General features: G+C 32.1%; 21 protein-coding genes and 6 tRNA genes. 15 read left to right on the top strand and 12 right to left on the bottom strand.

What is annotated here, in order from left to right:
- Positions 1-5: 5 nt before the first annotated feature.
- The 8 genes from Mjas_RS03960 (at position 6) to Mjas_RS03925 (ending at position 5,383) form a co-directional block, all read left to right on the top strand.
- Positions 6-455, top strand: a complete 450-nt coding sequence (locus Mjas_RS03960) for a hypothetical protein (protein ID WP_421078464.1) — start codon at positions 6-8, stop codon at positions 453-455.
- Between the two features lie 169 nt (positions 456-624).
- Positions 625-1,044, top strand: a complete 420-nt coding sequence (locus tag Mjas_RS03955; RefSeq protein ID WP_421078463.1) for a hypothetical protein — start codon at positions 625-627, stop codon at positions 1,042-1,044.
- Positions 1,045-1,053: 9 nt separating this feature from the next.
- A complete protein-coding gene (locus Mjas_RS03950; RefSeq protein WP_421078462.1) occupies positions 1,054-1,761 on the top strand; it encodes a hypothetical protein in 708 nt (235 codons plus the stop codon).
- Between the two features lie 171 nt (positions 1,762-1,932).
- The gene (locus tag Mjas_RS03945) at positions 1,933-2,070 is read left to right on the top strand and encodes a hypothetical protein (protein WP_421078461.1); all 138 of its coding nucleotides are present in this window, start codon (positions 1,933-1,935) and stop codon (positions 2,068-2,070) included.
- Between the two features lie 397 nt (positions 2,071-2,467).
- A complete protein-coding gene (locus Mjas_RS03940; RefSeq protein ID WP_421078460.1) occupies positions 2,468-2,653 on the top strand; it encodes a hypothetical protein in 186 nt (61 codons plus the stop codon).
- A gap of 187 nt (positions 2,654-2,840) precedes the next feature.
- Positions 2,841-3,014, top strand: a complete 174-nt coding sequence (locus tag Mjas_RS03935; RefSeq protein WP_421078459.1) for a hypothetical protein — start codon at positions 2,841-2,843, stop codon at positions 3,012-3,014.
- 138 nt (positions 3,015-3,152) lie between these two features.
- Positions 3,153-4,202: a FecCD family ABC transporter permease gene (locus tag Mjas_RS03930; RefSeq protein ID WP_421078458.1), complete on the top strand. Its 1,050-nt coding sequence runs from the start codon at positions 3,153-3,155 to the stop codon at positions 4,200-4,202.
- Positions 4,203-4,255: 53 nt separating this feature from the next.
- Positions 4,256-5,383 carry a FecCD family ABC transporter permease gene (locus tag Mjas_RS03925; RefSeq protein ID WP_421078457.1) on the top strand — a complete coding sequence of 376 codons (1,128 nt, stop codon included), beginning with the start codon at positions 4,256-4,258 and terminating at the stop codon, positions 5,381-5,383.
- A gap of 339 nt (positions 5,384-5,722) precedes the next feature.
- Here Mjas_RS03925 and Mjas_RS03920 read toward each other — a convergent pair whose 3' ends face one another.
- From Mjas_RS03920 to Mjas_RS03900, 5 genes are all read right to left on the bottom strand, one after another.
- A complete protein-coding gene (locus tag Mjas_RS03920) occupies positions 5,723-6,865 on the bottom strand; it encodes an ABC transporter ATP-binding protein (RefSeq protein ID WP_421078456.1) in 1,143 nt (380 codons plus the stop codon).
- Between the two features lie 223 nt (positions 6,866-7,088).
- Entirely contained in the window at positions 7,089-7,928 is an 840-nt protein-coding gene (nifH, locus tag Mjas_RS03915; RefSeq protein ID WP_421078455.1) for a nitrogenase iron protein, read from the bottom strand.
- Between the two features lie 135 nt (positions 7,929-8,063).
- Positions 8,064-8,498, bottom strand: a complete 435-nt coding sequence (locus Mjas_RS03910; RefSeq protein ID WP_421078454.1) for a DUF5402 family protein — start codon at positions 8,496-8,498, stop codon at positions 8,064-8,066.
- Positions 8,495-9,520, bottom strand: a complete 1,026-nt coding sequence (locus tag Mjas_RS03905; RefSeq protein ID WP_421078453.1) for a protease — start codon at positions 9,518-9,520, stop codon at positions 8,495-8,497. The genes Mjas_RS03910 and Mjas_RS03905 overlap by 4 nt, the downstream gene beginning before the upstream one ends.
- Before the next feature lie 86 nt (positions 9,521-9,606).
- A tRNA-Phe gene (locus Mjas_RS03900) sits at positions 9,607-9,680 on the bottom strand.
- A gap of 118 nt (positions 9,681-9,798) precedes the next feature.
- Here Mjas_RS03900 and Mjas_RS03895 point away from each other — a divergent pair.
- The 5 genes from Mjas_RS03895 (at position 9,799) to Mjas_RS03875 (ending at position 10,305) form a co-directional block, all read left to right on the top strand.
- A tRNA-Asn gene (locus tag Mjas_RS03895) sits at positions 9,799-9,874 on the top strand.
- Positions 9,875-9,900: 26 nt separating this feature from the next.
- Positions 9,901-9,975 (top strand) — tRNA-Ile (locus tag Mjas_RS03890).
- Between the two features lie 11 nt (positions 9,976-9,986).
- Positions 9,987-10,061, top strand: a tRNA-Glu gene (locus Mjas_RS03885).
- 14 nt (positions 10,062-10,075) lie between these two features.
- A tRNA-Leu gene (locus tag Mjas_RS03880) sits at positions 10,076-10,160 on the top strand.
- Positions 10,161-10,233: 73 nt separating this feature from the next.
- Positions 10,234-10,305 (top strand) — tRNA-His (locus Mjas_RS03875).
- 34 nt (positions 10,306-10,339) lie between these two features.
- Here Mjas_RS03875 and csa3 read toward each other — a convergent pair.
- From csa3 to Mjas_RS03855, 4 genes are all read right to left on the bottom strand, one after another.
- Positions 10,340-10,945, bottom strand: coding sequence for a CRISPR-associated CARF protein Csa3 (csa3, locus tag Mjas_RS03870; protein WP_421078452.1), 606 nt, complete (start codon positions 10,943-10,945; stop codon positions 10,340-10,342).
- Between the two features lie 311 nt (positions 10,946-11,256).
- The gene (gene purS, locus Mjas_RS03865; protein WP_421078451.1) at positions 11,257-11,505 is read right to left on the bottom strand and encodes a phosphoribosylformylglycinamidine synthase subunit PurS; all 249 of its coding nucleotides are present in this window, start codon (positions 11,503-11,505) and stop codon (positions 11,257-11,259) included.
- 14 nt (positions 11,506-11,519) lie between these two features.
- On the bottom strand, positions 11,520-12,251 hold the full coding sequence (gene purC / locus Mjas_RS03860) for a phosphoribosylaminoimidazolesuccinocarboxamide synthase (protein WP_421078450.1): 732 nt from the start codon (positions 12,249-12,251) through the stop codon (positions 11,520-11,522).
- A 78-nt stretch (positions 12,252-12,329) separates the two neighbouring features.
- The gene (locus Mjas_RS03855; RefSeq protein ID WP_421078449.1) at positions 12,330-13,322 is read right to left on the bottom strand and encodes a 3-isopropylmalate dehydrogenase; all 993 of its coding nucleotides are present in this window, start codon (positions 13,320-13,322) and stop codon (positions 12,330-12,332) included.
- A 159-nt stretch (positions 13,323-13,481) separates the two neighbouring features.
- Here Mjas_RS03855 and Mjas_RS03850 point away from each other — a divergent pair, with 159 nt between their 5' ends.
- Positions 13,482-14,135 (top strand): histidinol phosphate phosphatase domain-containing protein, encoded by a 654-nt coding sequence (locus Mjas_RS03850; protein WP_421078448.1) that lies wholly within the window; start codon positions 13,482-13,484, stop codon positions 14,133-14,135.
- 18 nt (positions 14,136-14,153) lie between these two features.
- On the top strand, positions 14,154-15,407 hold the full coding sequence (cfbE, locus tag Mjas_RS03845; RefSeq protein WP_421078447.1) for a coenzyme F430 synthase: 1,254 nt from the start codon (positions 14,154-14,156) through the stop codon (positions 15,405-15,407).
- 44 nt (positions 15,408-15,451) lie between these two features.
- Here cfbE and Mjas_RS03840 read toward each other — a convergent pair whose 3' ends face one another.
- The 3 genes from Mjas_RS03840 to dcd form a co-directional block, all read right to left on the bottom strand.
- Entirely contained in the window at positions 15,452-15,616 is a 165-nt protein-coding gene (locus Mjas_RS03840; protein WP_421078446.1) for a preprotein translocase subunit Sec61beta, read from the bottom strand.
- A gap of 105 nt (positions 15,617-15,721) precedes the next feature.
- The gene (locus Mjas_RS03835) at positions 15,722-17,098 is read right to left on the bottom strand and encodes a PFL family protein (protein WP_421078445.1); all 1,377 of its coding nucleotides are present in this window, start codon (positions 17,096-17,098) and stop codon (positions 15,722-15,724) included.
- 80 nt (positions 17,099-17,178) lie between these two features.
- Positions 17,179-17,793 (bottom strand): dCTP deaminase, encoded by a 615-nt coding sequence (gene dcd, locus Mjas_RS03830; protein ID WP_421078444.1) that lies wholly within the window; start codon positions 17,791-17,793, stop codon positions 17,179-17,181.
- Positions 17,794-17,986: the final 193 nt, after the last annotated feature.

The raw sequence follows: 17,986 nt of genomic DNA, 5'->3' as shown, positions 1-17,986 counted from the left end.
AAAAAATGGTTATTCATAAAGTGAAAATTAAAGATTACTGGTTAAATAAAGTTGATGAGATGGTTTCAGAAGGGGATTTGATAATTGAAGTTGATGGATACTTACTTGAGGCGTTTGTTACAGACTCTGAGCTTTTATATGCATTAGATGAAGGAAAAATCAAACAAAATGATATTGTGGAAATTAACTTATCAGTTCTTGATTTTTACATTAGAAGAGTTGGTATAAATAAGAAAATGATTGAGAGTCTTGGAGGAGACCACCACTTATTCATTGGAGAAGTAAAGAAAAAATGGACAAGAAAAGATATTTTAGGAGACGAAATAGAAAGAATATGCTTCGATTGTGGGGTAGTATTGGAAACAGGTTGGGAAAATAAATATGGAGTTTTTGATGAATTAAAGGAAGGTAGTTATATATTAGTTATCGGTAGGTTAGATGCTTATTTACCATAAAAGTATTAATAATTCAATTTTAAATAATTTTATGTTTTATCTTCTCTTTTATAACTTCTGTTATAATTAAATTGTTGTTGGGGATACTGGGAAGGATGTTGTTGAAAGATTAATAAAAAAAGGATTAAGTAGGGAAGTTGTTAAAAGTTATGAAAAGACGGGTATAGATTTGAATAAACTCGATTATGCTTTGGATAAATTGAAGGGGGTTAAGGGGTATGATGGAGTACTTGAAGAGATTAAAAAAGGAAAAAGCGGAACTCCGTATGAAGCAATAGTGGTTGCTGAAAAATGTAATGTTGATGAGATTGTGGAGCTGTCTAAAGATGGTATCAAAACATCTCGGGGACCTACGGAGGCTGACATAATAACAATGGACAAAGTTATTGAATGTAAAGGGGGAGATGTACTCAAAGATTGGAATAGATTTACACGACAATTGTCAAAATTATCCGAATATGCAAAAAACAATAATAAAAAATTAGTTTATTACTTTAGATTAAAACCTGATGACAAAGTTATCAAGAAATTAAATAAAGCAAAAAGTAAATATGGTGTGGATATTGAATATCATGTATATAATCCATAGGTGGCAATTATGGGAAGTATTGAATCTATTGAGTTTATTATTAATAAGAAATGTTTGAATGGTGATGACATAATTAATCTTGTTAATATATTAAAGACTCTCGAAATAAGACCAAATGAATTAAGATATGGGTATAATAGGGATAAATGTAAAGATATTTTTTATTATAATTGTGAAAGTACTGATTACAATGATTATCTTGCAACATTGGAAGAAGTTTCAAATACTATTGCTAAAGATTGTGGGGGCATGTTGGGTCCGTTTTGGTTTTACAATGAGGAAGCAGATACCGAACATGGATTTGATTTATTAATCTCAAAAAATTCCTTTGAATTAACCTTTTTCTACACCTTATCGCGGAGACCTAAAACTTTCATAAACAAATTAATCAACATTATAAAAAATCTTTATCTAAAAACAAAGCCCTTGATAGTTCAATATTATGACGGGGAAGAATTGGAGGATGAATATATATCCACTTACGAACAACTTATTAAAGATGGAAATCCAAATATAATAACTGGTTTAACTATATTATCCCCAGAGATTGTTAAAAACATTGGAAGAGAAAAAATCTTATCTGCCCCAATTTATAGAGTTGAAGAGTTAGAAGACGGGGGAATTTTAATCTTATTGGATGAAAATCCATTTAACCATGGATTTTTAACTAAAAAAGTTAAAGAAGTGTCCGAGTATTTATTAAGAACTGAATTTTAATTATTTTTTCTTTTGATTTTATTCATTTCTATATCTATTTCTATTTTTGTGTTTGAATTAATTCAAATATTCAATTGATTTAAATAAAAATTTATATGTATGAATTAAAAAAACTTTTATATTATATCAAAATATGTTTATTATAAAGATGGTTCAATAGATATTTCGGATGTGGTTTATCTGTTTAAGAACCGAAATATCCCAATAGAAGTTGGAGATTTAAACTGTGATAATTCAGTAGATATTGCAGATGTTACTTATATATTCAAAAACTACGATACATTTAGAAATCCAGTTGTATTTGCTTAAAACTTCCAATTAGACCCTCATTGGGATGAAGGATATTGCTATATTGTAGATGCTGAGGGAAATAAATTTGTAGCACTAAAAGAAGGGGCGACAGCCCCAGATATTCCTGATGCTAAAATTGTTTATACGCCATTAAAGAAAGTCGTAAGTGGAGACTAGATATTATTAGGAACTGTATATATTACAAACGATGAAATATCACCAATAGCTTAAAAGCGATGCAATATTTAAGTTCCATCGCCCCTAAATATAAAGATGAACTTCCAAAATTATATGAAAAATACCAAAATGGAGAGATTTTAAATGCTGGAAGAGGGACAAGTCCTAACTATGATAACATAGTTAGCGTAAATCCAGAGATATAGTATTTATATATAAATTTAGTTATACTGACCCAATGGCAAAAAAACTTAAAGAATTAAATATCTCATACGCAAGAACAGGAGCATACTGGGAAGATTTATTTATGGGAAAAACTGAATGGACTAAATTCTTTGCAGCATTTTATGGAAAAGATGATTCTGATAAAATGGAGGATTATTTCCAGAATGCATGGAAACAGAGATATATTGAGAAAAGTTAGGGGCATAAACACTTATCCAAATGTGGCATTCTTTTACTGGTCATCATCAAAAGGTCCTTATGTATGAGAAGCACAAAATTTTAGACCAAATGGATAAATGATGTTAAAGGAGAATTTGTGTTTAATGACATGCCCGGGACGGGTGGGATGTACATGGATAAAGAAATATTCTATGAAAGGGCAATAAATGCCGATGTTGTTATATTGCACACAAGGTAAAAACATAACAACAAAAGAACAGTTGCTTGAACTAAACCCTGAGTTTGCAAACTTCAAGGCATTTAAAAATGGAAGGTTTTATGTATTACATTATGACAACACTAAAAAGGAAACTCTGGACCCCGCAGGACCTCCTGGATGATTATGCAAAAGCAATACATCCAGAAGTACTTGGCAGTGATTTGAAGTATATCATAAAGATAAAAATGACTAAATAAATATTTATATTATTATTTCCTATTTTTTTATAAATTTTAATAATTTACGATTAGGTGGAATTTTGAGAGTTAAAAGATTTTTGGGATTATTTACATTATCCTTAGTGTTGTTGACAATTTTATCCTATTTTAGCATTACAGAAGGGACAGTTCCAATAAAAGATGAACAATTGGAAAAATATTTATTTGAAGGAACATCTGGAAATGCCATTATAGACCAAATTATTGGAAAACTAAGGCTTCCCAGAACTATTGGAGCAATTATTGTTGGATTAGGCATTGCCGTAGCTGGAATTTTGATGCAGGGATATTTTAGAAACCCTTTGGCAGACCCATATTTAATGGGAGTAGCAAGCGGGGCATCTCTGGGCGTTGTTTTGTATATATTTACATCGTTGCTGTTTAAAATGGGAATCCCTCATTCTATATATGGATTCATTATCTCTGCATATGTTGGATCATTGATTACCATGTTTGTTGTTATAAATATTGCAAGAATTGTAAAGCAAACTGCAACCCTGTTAATTTGTGGTATTATGATAGGGGCAATAGCTTCTGGACTAACTACACTTGTTATATATACTGGGGATTATATGGGTGAAGAAAATTCCAAACTTGCAGGATATTTTATGTGGGGCATGGGCTCAGTCAATAATTTAACATGGTCCCAAATTAATCTAATGACATTTTTGATTATTCCAATAGTTATTTTAGCATACATATTTCTTTCAAAAAAACTTGATGCAAATCTACTTGGGGAAAAATATGCTACAAGTGTTGGGGTAGATGTAAAGAATCTAAGAAAATGGCTAATAATCCTATCCTGTGTATTAACAGCAACAGTTGTGGCATTTGCCGGTCCAATCGCCTTTGTAGGATTAATATGCCCAATTATTGCAAGGATGATATCTAGAACCTCAAAGCATGCCTATGTAATACCTATGACTGCGATTTTAGGTTCTGTATTTGTGTTATTTGCAGATATATTAACAAGACCGGGAGTTGTTGTGCCCCAATCTTCGAATAATCTTCCACTGTTAAGCCCACTGTCTATAATCGGAGCTCCGATTGCCATAGCAATATATCTAAAAGTTAGGAAAATGGGAATTTAATATAAAAATAAAATTTTACATAAAATTAAAATTTAAAAAATAAGTGGGATATGATGAATTATCGATATATTATAATTTTGGTTTTAATTGGTTTAGTAATTGGATTAACTATTGCAGGAATATATTTTGGTGGAAATGCCAAATCAATCACCTTAGAAGATACTACAAATTTTGTTATCCATCAAACAAAAATTACGGTGGATTCCATATATTATAAAATAACTGGAAATCATATTTTTCCCCAAACTCCATTGGATGAAAACACTAAATTTAAATATATGTTATTGAAAGAAGTTCGTCTTCCGCCAATTATCGGAGCAATTCTTGTGGGATTAACGTTATCAGCCTGTGGTTTAATGTTGCAAACATTGTTTAGAAACCTTCTTGCATCGCCCTATACAACAGGTATATCCAGTGGTGTATTATTTGCCGTTGTGCTTGTAATCTTTATAGATAGTTTTGCAGAATTATTCTCAACTTTTGGAATAAATGCCACCATGTTAGCAGGATGGTGCGGTGGATTACTGTCGATAATTATGCTTATAATTATAGCCCTTAGAATTAAAGAAGTAAATGGAGTTTTAATTGTTGCCCTATTGATGAGTTATTTATTTGGGGGAATAAGGGCATATTTAATAGCAAATGGAACAGACATATCCATTCAGGATTATTTTAATTTTATTATTGGAAATGTAACGAGAATTCATTTAAATTACATCCCTCCAATGGCTCTATGCACAATATTATTTATAATAGGATGTATTTTTCTAATAAAGCCTTTAAATGCCTTGTTATTTGGAGAAACCTATGCAAAGAGTTTTGGATTAAATGTAAAAAAAATCAGGATATTAACATTACTATTAACATCATTTATTGTGGGAGTTATAATTCCATATGTTGGATTGATAGCATTTGTAGGAATTGCCGCCCCCTATTTAGCAAGACCCATTATAAGAACCTCAGACCATAGGTGGTTACTTCCTACAACCATGCTTGTTGGAGTGGCGTTAATGCTTGTATGCCATATTATTTCATTAAAATACTGGGTTCCTATCTTTTATATATATGGATTAAATCGTCCAGCCCAGGTTTTACCAATAGGCTCCATCCTTGATGTAGTGGGTGGATTATTGGTAATATATTTAGTCTATAAAGGTGAAAAAAAGATAAAAATACAATAAATACATATAAAAACAGTTAAAAAATTTTGGCCGTTTAAAACTGTTTAGTTTTTTGTGAGTATTTGTGAGTGTATGGGAGCATTTAGTTTTCGAAATGTTTATATAGTATTTTCATGCATAGTTTACAGTGCCAATCTAATCAACCCCAAGACTTTCCTAAACCTCTTTTAAACATGTTAAAACATCCAACAAATTGTCGAATTGATGGGTGGAGCTGGGTCCCCACGACAGGGGAGGAGACCGATGACATGCTCCCAATGAACCCAGAGGGATATGAGGTTGATGACGCCCAAGTCCAATGTGGGCATTTACTCACCAACGCTCACATTGGACAGACCCCTAGTATCCTATCATTTCTTTTAATGACTTAATATTCCCATCATACTTTATAACATTTTTATTGGCATTAATTGCATGTTCAACAAGTTTTTTATTTAAGATATTAGTTTGTCCCACTGGAAAATCTGTATATATAACTAAATCAGATGCCCGGAGCTCATGTAATGCCTTTTCAAATTTTTCATTTGATATAGGTTCATAAGGTTCTTCACATATTATATCCAATTCCATAGTTTTTGCCACAATATAATCTATATCATTTTTATGCAATATTCCAACAACCACATTATACCCGTTTTTAGTAAGAAACCTTAACACATCAACCCCAGTTCCTGCACCGCAAACTAAAAAAATCTTACTATGATGCTCAAATCCAGAATTTATATTTTTTAGTTCAAAATAACCTATTATTTCGTTGTAATTTGCATTGTCCAAATCATAAAGATTATTTACGATTTCTTTTTTCATAACATCTTCTGGATGCCCGTATGCTATGACCCTATGGTTTTTTATCAATGCCATCTTATCGGCTATTCTTAAAGCGAGCTCTATATCATGAAGTGTTACTATTATTGCTAAATTATTCTCTGTTGCAAGTTTTCTCAGTAAAAGGGTCAGTTCAATTTTATGTTTTGCATCTAAAAAACTTGTTGGTTCATCCAGTATGAGAACATTAGGTTCCTGAGCAAGAGCTCTTGCTATCATTATCTTCTGTCGTTCTCCATCACTCATTTCAAAAAAGTTTTTATTTAATAGATACTCAGCATTTACGGATTTTGCAGCATGTGTGATTATCTCTTTATCCTTTTCAGTTAATCTCCCAAATAAATCTGTATAAGGATGCCTTCCAATAGCTACAATGTCAAATCCAGTCATATTGCCGGGATTTACTCTTTCAGTTAATACAACTGCCATTTCCTTTGCAAGTTTTTTTGGCGTTAAATCATGTATATTTTGACCATTTAAATAAACCACTCCCTTTTTAGGTCTCAAATATGTTGCTATGGTTTTTAAAAGTGTGGATTTACCTGCACCATTTGGACCTATGATACATAATATCTCCCTTTCCTTTATATGTAAATTTACATTTTCAACCACGACATAATTTTTATATCCAACAGTTAAATTTTCAGTTTTTAACATCATATCACGATTTAAATTTATTTATTATTTTATAATACTATAACTTATTATATAATTAATTGTAAATTTTCTTTAATAATATTATAAATACTTTTATCAATATGATAAGTGCCACCCATAAAACCATTAGACAAAAACCTTCGGTTTTTGTTGCTTGCTTACTTCGTAAGCAAAAACTAAATGGGAAGTAGGTTATAAAAATAGAAAAAATCAAATGCTGCAACTATTCGTCTATTTTCTCTTTTAACAAATCATCTATTCTCTCAGTAATCTCATCGATTCCTTCCTCAGATAAAGGATTTGGAATAACTTTCTTATCATTTTTATAAATTGTATCTGCGAGCTCTCTAAAAACATCTGCAACCTCGCTATCTGGTGCATATTCTATTACAGTTTTTTTGTAAATTTCCGCCTTTGTAATGATATTGCTCATTGGAACCTTCCCCATAATATTTGTTCCAATTTTTGAAGCAAACTCCTCCACAATGGATGGCTCGTCTATTACACTTCTTCCATTATATACAATTCCCCCCAGTGCCACTTTTCCTCTATTTGCATACCTTCTTATCCCTTTGCAGATATTATTTGCCGCATAAATTGCCATGGGGTCGCATGTTGTAATAATATAAACATCATCTGCAAGGTGTTTTTGTAGTGGCATGGCAAATCCACCGCATACAACATCCCCCAATATATCGTAAATAATTACATCGGGATTTAAAGTTTCAAATGCTCCCAATTTATTCAGCATATCTATTGCCGTAATTACTCCTCTTCCTGCACATCCCACACCTGGTTCAGGTCCTCCACTTTCAATGCAGTAGGTTCCACTAAATCCTTCAAAAACTATATCTTCAAGTTTTATATCTGCTCCTTTTTTTCTGAAAACATCCAAAACAGTTGGAATTTTCCTTCCCATTAAGTTTCTGGTTGAATCTGCTTTTGGGTCGCATCCTATGACCATTACTTTTTTACCAGATTCGGCAAGTGCCGCAGCTATGTTTGATACATTTGTGGATTTTCCAATTCCCCCTTTTCCATAGACGCAAAATTTTCTAACCATTCTATCACCAAAAATTACCTTCCTATGTCCGTATTATTTTTTTATTATATTTATTATCTTTTATTCTTATTATTTCATCCATTATCCATTGTTTATCTGTTAATCTGATTTCTTATTATTATTTTTATTGTCTATTCATTTATTATCATCTATCGCTAATTTTAATGTAATTAAATCAGGTCTTGGTTTATTTGAATTGTATTCTTCCCTACACATGTTGCAGAGCTCCCTTATTCCAAAGGATATTACATCCTCACTTGACGGTATAATTCTTATAAATATCCAATTGGCGTTTATTCCATAATTATTCGATATCTCTTCAAGTTTTTTTATAATCCTATTTTTAAAAACATCCGCTTCATCGATTAAGACCCCTCTTACCATTATCATTATTCCATAGCATCCGCATTTTGATGAAAAAACATCCATTTCAGGAACGAAAACATTTTTTCCAAAAGATTTTGATAAAAATTCCTCAAAATCTCGTCTATCCTTTTTTATAAGTTCTTTAATGGTTTTACCGTTGGCAGTATTGATACTATTATCATTATTATCATTACAATTACTCATTTTTTCACCGCAATTACATTTTCCGCTAAATTTTTACAGTAGTTACATTTATTGCAGAATTTATCGCAGGTTTTCCATTTTTCAATTGCCCCGCCCAATAATTTGTTATCAATATAGTAATGACTTTCGAGCTCCCTTGGACAATCGAGAATTTCCATAAGATTTCCATCATAGTTTCTATTTAAATAAGCATTTAAAACCCTTTTTATCCAGCCAATTGGATGGCTTCTCCCAGATAATTTATAAATATCCACCAGTTTATCGTATTCCTTTAAATCCTCCGGTCTGATAAATGGGCTTTTTATTATCAATTCCTTATCCCTAACTCTCATATTTATACATCTGTTGTAGTAGTAATCATCTAAAACAGGAATATTCTGCATATTTGCATGGGAAAAGAAATTGAAGTGCTGAGCTCTCATAGGACATTTGTATAAACATGCCTCATTAACAAGAATCTTCAATTTACAGGATACAGAATCCCTTATGTTTTCAATGATATCAAAATGCCGATTTATTGAGCTATCAAGGGTGATGGCATAAACCTCTTTGCTGTCATAGAACTCTGCCTTTTGGGGACTATCAACCAAGGATATACAGGATACATTTACCTTTAAACCGCAGTCATTTGCTAAATCAATCAAATATGGGTCTGCAAGGGTTATACTGTCTATATTAATATCTGCAAATATATTAAATAAATTTTTTATATAGTCGATTCCCTTTGGGGTTAAATGTAGAGCTCCCATACATGCGGAGTTTATGGCAATCTCAAACCTTACTTTATTCTTATGGGCATATTCTACCTGTCTCTTAATATCGTCAATAGCCGGTCTGTATAATGTGGCCCTCCCAGTGCCTATAAAATCGGCATATCCCAAATACACTTCAAATTTATCTTTTTTAAATGTTAGATTCTTTTTGCCATTTTTACTATTTTTACTATTTTTTCTGTATTTTTTTATTTCATTTATAATGGCAACCAAGCTTTCAAAGTTTCCAGGATGAGGTATTGAGAACATTATAAACACCGATTTAGTGAATTATTTATAAAATTCCATTGTTTATATAATATTTAAATCTATAAATTAATATCTCTAAAAAAATATGCCGTGGGGGTGATTTGAACACCCGACAACTGGATCTTCAGTCCAGCGTTCTCCCAGGCTGAACTACCACGGCAATTACATTGCTTACAATTCCAAACTAAACAATGTATTCATCATATATATACTTTTCGCCGAAAAGTTTATATAGTAGAAGCTAAATTGTTATTGTGCAAATAAGATAAATTGCAAGAGCCCCCATAGCTTAGTAGGTAGAGCGACGGACTGTTAATCCGTAGGTCGCAGGTTCGAGTCCTGCTGGGGGCGCCATTTTTTTATGAACTTATAAATATTATGGGACCGTAGCTCAGCCTGGTTGGAGCGCTCGGCTCATAACCGAGTGGTCAAGGGTTCAAATCCCTTCGGTCCCATAAATAGCAATGCTCCAGTGGTGTAGTCCGGCCAATCATGCGGGCCTTTCGAGCCCGCGACTCGGGTTCAAATCCCGGCTGGAGCACTTTAATTCTCTATGCAGGGGTTGTCGAGCCTGGCCAAAGACGCAGGACTTAGAATCCTGTCCAATAGTGGTTCCAGGGTTCAAATCCCTGCCCCTGCACTATTTATTTGGGGTAGGGATGGAACTTATAACAGTATGCCCTACTGCAACCATTAATTGCTTTTTTATTGTGGCCGGGGTGGGGTAGTGGCTATCCTGGGGGACTGTGGATCCCCTGACCCGGGTTCGATTCCCGGTCCCGGCCCCTTTTTTTGAATTTAAAAAAATGATTTTAGTGATTATATTATATTTACAATCCTCTTTCTTCCCATTTTATATGTTTTTATAAGTTTTTTCTCTTCTAATGAATTTATATATTTAATAATTGCAGGAAGAGATACATTAAATTCCTTCGCTAAATCAGTAATTGTTTTTTCTCCTTCATTTAATGATGCCAATATATTCCTCTCAAATTTTGTTAAATTGTAGGGGTGAGTTATTTTTGGAAATTCCAATATTCTCTTATCATGTACATAAACAATTTTATCGATTTTCTGAAACTCATAGAGGGAAGCATACAATAATGCAAAAGAAGTTACTTTTCTCCCGCCAGTTAAATTTACAATAATATTATCATCTTCTTTTTTTATAATCTCTCTAAATATTTCAACATTCTTCTCAAATTCAATACCAGTTACTTTCACTTTTTCACATTCAATACCAAGCATTTTGCATAAATCCTCTGCCTTTTTAACCGCATTATCTATTGTTTTGTGGTCTTTTTCAGTAAGATACTCTTCATTATCCTTTGCATATATAATAATAACCTTTTTTGCTCCAAATTCAGCAATTGGTTTATATGCATGTTCTATACTATATCCTATGTTTATTATGTGGGTAGTCATGTTCTCACGATTCAATGCTATAAGTCATATAATTTTTAATATTATTTATCATCATTTTCATCTTCCAGCATATTTATTACTTACTAATAGTTAATATTGAATTAATACATCCCAATATAATATTTCAAATATATGTTACATATCTTTCCACTATAGATAACCTAAAAATATAAAGTCTTTTGATTAAAAAATGGTCAAAAAAATATTGGAAATTTTATATCATATAAAAAATATACAAATATCAAATTAAAAACTTAATTTTTTAAAAAATTTCATGAGCAGCAATTAAGATTTACTAAAGAATGAGCTCATTAAATCTCTTCCAATTTAATTTCATAATCATGAATTACAGGATTTGCCAATAATTTTTTACACATTTCTTCCACTCTTTCCATTACCTTATTTTCATCATCCCCTTCAACCATGAGCTCTACACACTTGAAGGTTTTTGCATCCTTTACTTCATCGTATCCTAAGAAGTTCAGAGCTCTCAAAACTGTTCTACCTTCTGGGTTTAAAACTCCTTTTTTTAATTTAATTACAACTGTTGCTTTATACATTTTATATTACCTCCTTATTCCATACATCCTATTCTTTTTGCTACAACTTCGTATTTTCCAACAACATCTCCCATGTCCTTTCTATAAACATCCTTATCAAGAACATCCTTCGTTTCCTTGTCCCATAATCTCATTGTATCTGGGCTTATTTCATCTGCAACTACTAATTTTCCATCTTTTGTTCTTCCAATCTCGATTTTGAAATCTACAAGGATTATGCCCTTTTCATCAAAGAATTTTTTTAGAGTTTCATTTACCTTTAATGCCAATTCTTTTAATTCTTTTAATTCTTCCTCTGTTGCAAGGTTTAAAGCAAGAGCTATGTCATCGTTTAACATGGGGTCTCCGTAGTCGTCATTTTTATAATCAAACTGCACAATAGGAGTAGCCAACTCCTTACCTTCTTCAAATGGGTATCTTCTGCATAAGCTCCCTGCGGCAATATTTCTAACTATAACTTCAATTGGTATGATTTCCACATTTTTAGCAATCATGTAGATTGGCTCAATGTATTCTATGAAATGTGTAGGAACATTATTTTCATTTAAAAGTTTGAATAATTTTGAAGATATTAAGGCATTTAGGTGGCCTTTTCCCTTTTTCACATCGTGCTTTTCCCCATTTCCTGCTGTAATATCATCTCTGAATTCAATCAAAACCTTATCATCATCTATTTCATATATGGATTTTGCCTTTCCACTGTATAAAGGTTCTTTTTTTAATATTTCGTTAATATTCATGTCCATTTTATCACCAATTCTATTCATTTTAGTTTTACATCAATCTTTCTATTTAATTTTATTTTTTATTTTTGTATTATAATATTACACCCTCTTAGCAACCTCCTCTGCCATTTCAAATGTTGTCAATGTTCCGCCCAAATCAGGTGTTGTTAATTTGTTTTCAAGAACCTCTTCCAATGCCTTCTCTACTCTATCCGCGGCATCGTTTTCTCCAAAATATCTCAACATTAAAACTCCTGTTAATATTGTTGCTGTTGGATTTGCTATACCTTTTCCAGCAATGTCTGGAGCTGAACCATGAACAGGTTCGAACAATCCGTATTTATCACCAATATTTGCGGAAGGAGCCATTCCAAGACCTCCTACTGTTCCTGCGGCACCATCTGATAAAATATCTCCAAATAAGTTTGAGGTAACAACAACATCAAAGGTTTCAGGTCTTGTAATTGCATACATATTCATAGCATCGATGTAGAAGTCGTTTGCCTCTATCTCTGGATAGTCCTTTGCAACTTCATAGAATACGCTTTTAAATACTCCATCTGTTAATTTCAAAACATTTGCCTTGTGTGAGCATGTAACTTTTCCTTCTTTCCCCTGCTTTTTTCTATCCTTTGCCATTTCAAATGCAAATTTGAATATTTTTTCACATGCATCTCTTGTGATTACCCTTGTTGCAGTATAAACGCCATCTGCCACTTCTGCCTCTATACCTTTGTATAAACCTTCTGTGTTTTCTCTAACTATTATGTAGTCGATATTGTCCTTTAAGCAGTTTATCCCCTTGTATGCCTTAACAGGTCTAACATTTGCATAGGTATTTAATATTTTTCTCAACTTAACAATCACATCAGCGGCAGTTTCCCCTGCTGCACCGAATAAAACAGCATCGCATTCCTTTGCTATTTCCACAGTTTCTTCTGGAAGAGCCACTCCTGTTTTTTCAAAGACTTCATCTCCTGCCTCAGCATGAACAAATTCAAAATCAATTCCTGTTGCCTTTAAAACATTAACTGTTGCTGGAACTACTTCTTTTCCTATTCCATCTCCTTCAATTACGCATATTTTATACATGTTCTTCACCTATTAATTTATCGTAATCTACATGTTAAAAAATAATAATTACATTCTAATCATCAAAAATAGTATATATGACTTTTTATTTTTATATTTTTATTAATTATTGGTTAATTCTATCAATCCTTATTATCCTATAAATATTTTGGTGATACATTGAGATACGACTTTCATACCCATACAGTTTTTAGCGACGGAGAATTGATACCATCCGAGCTCGTCAGAAGGGCAAAAGTTTTGAACCATAAGACAATAGCAATTACTGACCATGGGGATGCGAGCAACTATAAGGAGCTCATTGAAAAAACCATTCTTGCAAAAGAAGAATTAAAAAACTACTGGGATATTCAACTTATAGTAGGTATAGAGCTCACACATATTCCTGCAAAATCCATTCCAAAGATGGCTAAAAAATGTAAAGACATTGGTGCTGAAATTGTGGTTGTTCATGGAGAAACGGTTGTGGAACCTGTTGAGGAAGGAACCAATTACTGCGCATCCATATCCGAAGATGTGGATATTTTGGCACATCCGGGAATAATAGATGATGAAACTGCACAAAATGTTAAGGAAAATGGCATATTCTTAGAGATTACTTCAAGAAGAGGGCACTCTTTAACAAATGGGCATGTTTTAAATGTTGCAAGGAAGTATAACATACCTACGCTGATAAATACCGACACACATGCACCTTCTGATTTAATAGATATTGACTTTGCAAAAAAGGTTGGTTTAGGATGTGGAATGAGTAATAAGGAGCTGGAAAATACTTTAACAAAATATCCAGAGGAACTACTCAAAAAGATTTAAAATAATACAAGTGATATAATGCTTATAATTGATGTAAATCATGGTGCATTGGACATTGCAAAAGAATATATTGATTTAGGACATAATGTCTCTGTTTGGGATATTTATGGAAAATTGGAAAAAGATAAAGATTTTTTAAAAAATTTAAATTATTCTATTGAGAATATAAGTCTAATATCATCAAAAGAAAAACCAGATTTTGAAAAATACGATAATGTTATTGCCCCAATTCACTGTCCTATTGACTATGATTTTATCTCTTTTCATGATGCAGTTTCGGAGCTCATCTATAAAAAATACGGAAACATATATAAAAAGTTCATAGAAATTACAGGAGTGAAGGGAAAGACCACAACAACAGAGCTCCTACACCATATATTAAAGGATGACTATAATATCTTTCTAAACAATAGCAATAAAGGTTCTATCACTCCTGTATCTATATTAAATCATATCAATAAATTAAATGAAGCTAATAATCTTGATTTCTATGATTTATTTATATTTGAAGTATCCTTGGGAATTACAGCATGTGGATACGGAGCTCTTACAAATGTGTTGGAAAACTATCCAATTGGTGGCGGTAGAAGAAATGCACTTACTGCCAAATTATCAACTTTAAAAAACGCCGATAAAGGATATATTAACAAAAATATTCTTGATAAATGCGGTAAAACTGCTGTGGTTAAAAATATTAAAAATATTAATTCATCCCAAAACAATTTAACAATTATAAACTCAGAAAATGCTGAAATTATATCAAAATATCCTTTAAAATATAAATACAACAACAAAACCATCGAGTTTAGCAAATACATATTCGGAGCTCATTATATAGAAGATTCCCTATTCGCTCTAAATATATGTGAAAATTTTGTTGATTGTGAATATATTATTGATAAAATAAAAACTTTTGAAATAAAAAATAGAATGAATATTAGAAAGATAAAAAACCACTACATAATTGAAAATATAAATCCCGGTCTTGATGTTAAATCTATTGATTATGCCATTAATGACTTTGCAGATGTTTTTGATAGTGGAATTGTTATAGTTGGTGGAGACTTCGGATGCACCTGTGAAGAAATAGATGTAAAAAAATTACTAAATGTTATTGAGAAATATAAATCCAAAAATATTAAATTTATACTTGCAGGAGCTCTTGGAAAAGAACTGAAAAAATATGTTGATTATCCATATATTGATAACTATAAATTAGAATCCGAATATGATGAAGACATATTAACAATATATCGAAAATCTATAAATTAGTTTTATATAATTTTTCTGCTAAATAAAAATAAAATTAGTAATAATTAGATAAATATACCATAATTCAAAATAGCTTCCAAAACCATTATTGTAATGGTAATGCCCAGAACTTTTTCAGGGGATATTTTAATTTTAGATATATCCTCATCCATATATCTAACTAGCCCCGCACTTGTGCTAAGTCCAGCATCTTCATTTTTTCTAGCCATAATATCACATTGATATATATCTTTTATTTTATCTTTATAATATATTTTTTGATATATAAATAACTTCTATCTACTTTTAATTTTTTAATTTTTTAATTTTATTTTTTAATTCAACATAGATTGAAGTGGTGATGGTATTCTTCCACCTCTGTTTATAAACTCCTCTGATGAATATTCATTTACGGGCATTATTGGGGCTTTTCCTAACAATCCACCGTATTCCACATAGTCCCCAACATCCTTGTTTGGAACAGGTATTATTCTAACTGCTGTGGTTTTTTTGTTAATTACTCCTATTGCCATTTCGTCGGCTATTATTGCAGATATTGTTGAAGCTGGTGTTTTTCCAGGTATTGCTATCATATCAAGACCCACTGAACATACACAGGTCATAGCTTCAAGCTTATCCAATTTCAATGCACCATCTTCAACTGCTCTTATCATTCCAGCATCTTCGCTTACTGGAATAAATGAACCACTCAATCCTCCAACATAACTTGCCGCCATTGCCCCTCCTTTTTTAACTGCATCGTTTAATAAAGCAAGTGCCGCAGTTGTTCCGTGCGTTCCGCATCTTTCAAGACCAATTGCCTCCAAAATGTTTGCTATACTGTCCCCTACCGCAGGAGTTGGTGCAAGGGATAAATCCACAATTCCAAATGGAACATTTAATTCTTTTGATACCTCTCTTCCTATGAGCTCACCAACTCTTGTGATTTTAAATGCGGTTTTTTTAATCTCGTTACATACTGTCCCTATGTCCGCACCTTTGAGTTTTTCAACAGTTGCCCTTACAACGCCGGGTCCTGAAACCCCAACATTTATTACTGCATCACCCTCTCCAACTCCGTGGAATGCCCCTGCCATAAATGGATTATCCTCAGGAGCATTTGCAAATACCACAAGTTTTGCACATCCCAACGCATCTTCTGTCATCTCAGATGTTTCCTTTATTACTTCCCCCATTCTCTTAACTGCATCCATGTTTATTCCAGCTTTTGTTGTTGCCACATTTACTGATGAACATACTGTATTAGTTTCTTTCATCATATATGGTATGGAGTCGATTAACATAGCCTCGCTTCTTGTAATGCCCTTTTGAACAAGTGCTGAATAACCGCCAATAAAATCTATATTTATATCCTTTGCAGCCTTGTCAAGTGTTTTTCCCACTTCCACACATGCTTTAATTGCCTCATCTCTGTCCATATTTTTTATGGCACTTCCAATAATGGAACCTATTGGAGTAACTGAAACCCTCTTTGTAACTATTGGGATTCCATATTTTTTAGATACTCTTTCAGCAGTTTCCACGAGATTTTCTGCATTTGAAACTATTTTATTGTATATATTTTCTTTTAGAGTATCTATATCTTCACAGGCACAATCCTTTAAGTTTATACCCATTGTAGTTGCTCTAATATCTAAATTTTCATGCTCTATCATTCTAATTGTTTCTATAATTTCTTCTGGAACATACATAATATCATCCTTTTTCGTAGCTTTTATTTCTTATTTTTTATTTTATTTTTAATTTATTTTATCCTTTTTTATTATTTTTATTATTTTAAACTATTTAACTCCTTACATATTAATGAAGGCATTACAGAATCCTGACCTCCATACTTGGAGCTCCTTCTATCGCAATAACCAACACTTGCAGGAGTGTTTGTTTTAGAGAATATTAACTGTCCAATCCTTTGATTTTTATAAAGTATTACAGGTTTATCATAAGCCACTATCTCCAATGTAATTTTTCCCATAAATCCTGCATCAATCCATCCTGCTGTTTGATGAGATTGTAAGAACACTCTCCCAAAGGAGCTCCTACCTTGATACTGAGCACATATATCATTCGGGAGTTTTACATACTCGTTTGTAGTTCCAAGTAATCCTCCACTAATCACAGCATCTACTTTGTATTTTTTCTTATAATATTTTATTGTATCATCATCTAATTTATGATATAATGGGCATACCATTATTGAGTTTTCTATTTTAAATTTTTCGTGTTTAAGTTTTTCCTTTAAATCATAAACTTCATCATTATACACTATAAACTCGTCTCCAAGTGTAACATCATAAGAACATGGTCCAACAAAATCCCTATTAAAGGGTTCAATCAATAGTTTATTGGATTCCACGTATTCAAAAATATCTTTATCACTTAATATCATTATTTCACCATAATTAATTAAATAATCTTCCTTTGGCATTTAAAACCCAGTTGGGGATTTTATGAATTTTATGATAATAGTAAGATTATAAGTAGTTGTTTAGTTTTTTAGTTAAGTTGTTTGTTTGATTATTAGGTGTAATGTTAGAGCTCCTTAAAATGTTATTCCATCAAAATACGCAATAACATGAGAT

Source organism: Methanothermococcus jasoni (assembly GCF_049075655.1).
Classification (GTDB): domain Archaea; phylum AGJL01; class Methanococci; order Methanococcales; family Methanococcaceae; genus Methanofervidicoccus.
Note: the sequence above shows the minus strand (reverse complement) of the source record. Positions and strands in the feature narration are given on the sequence as shown.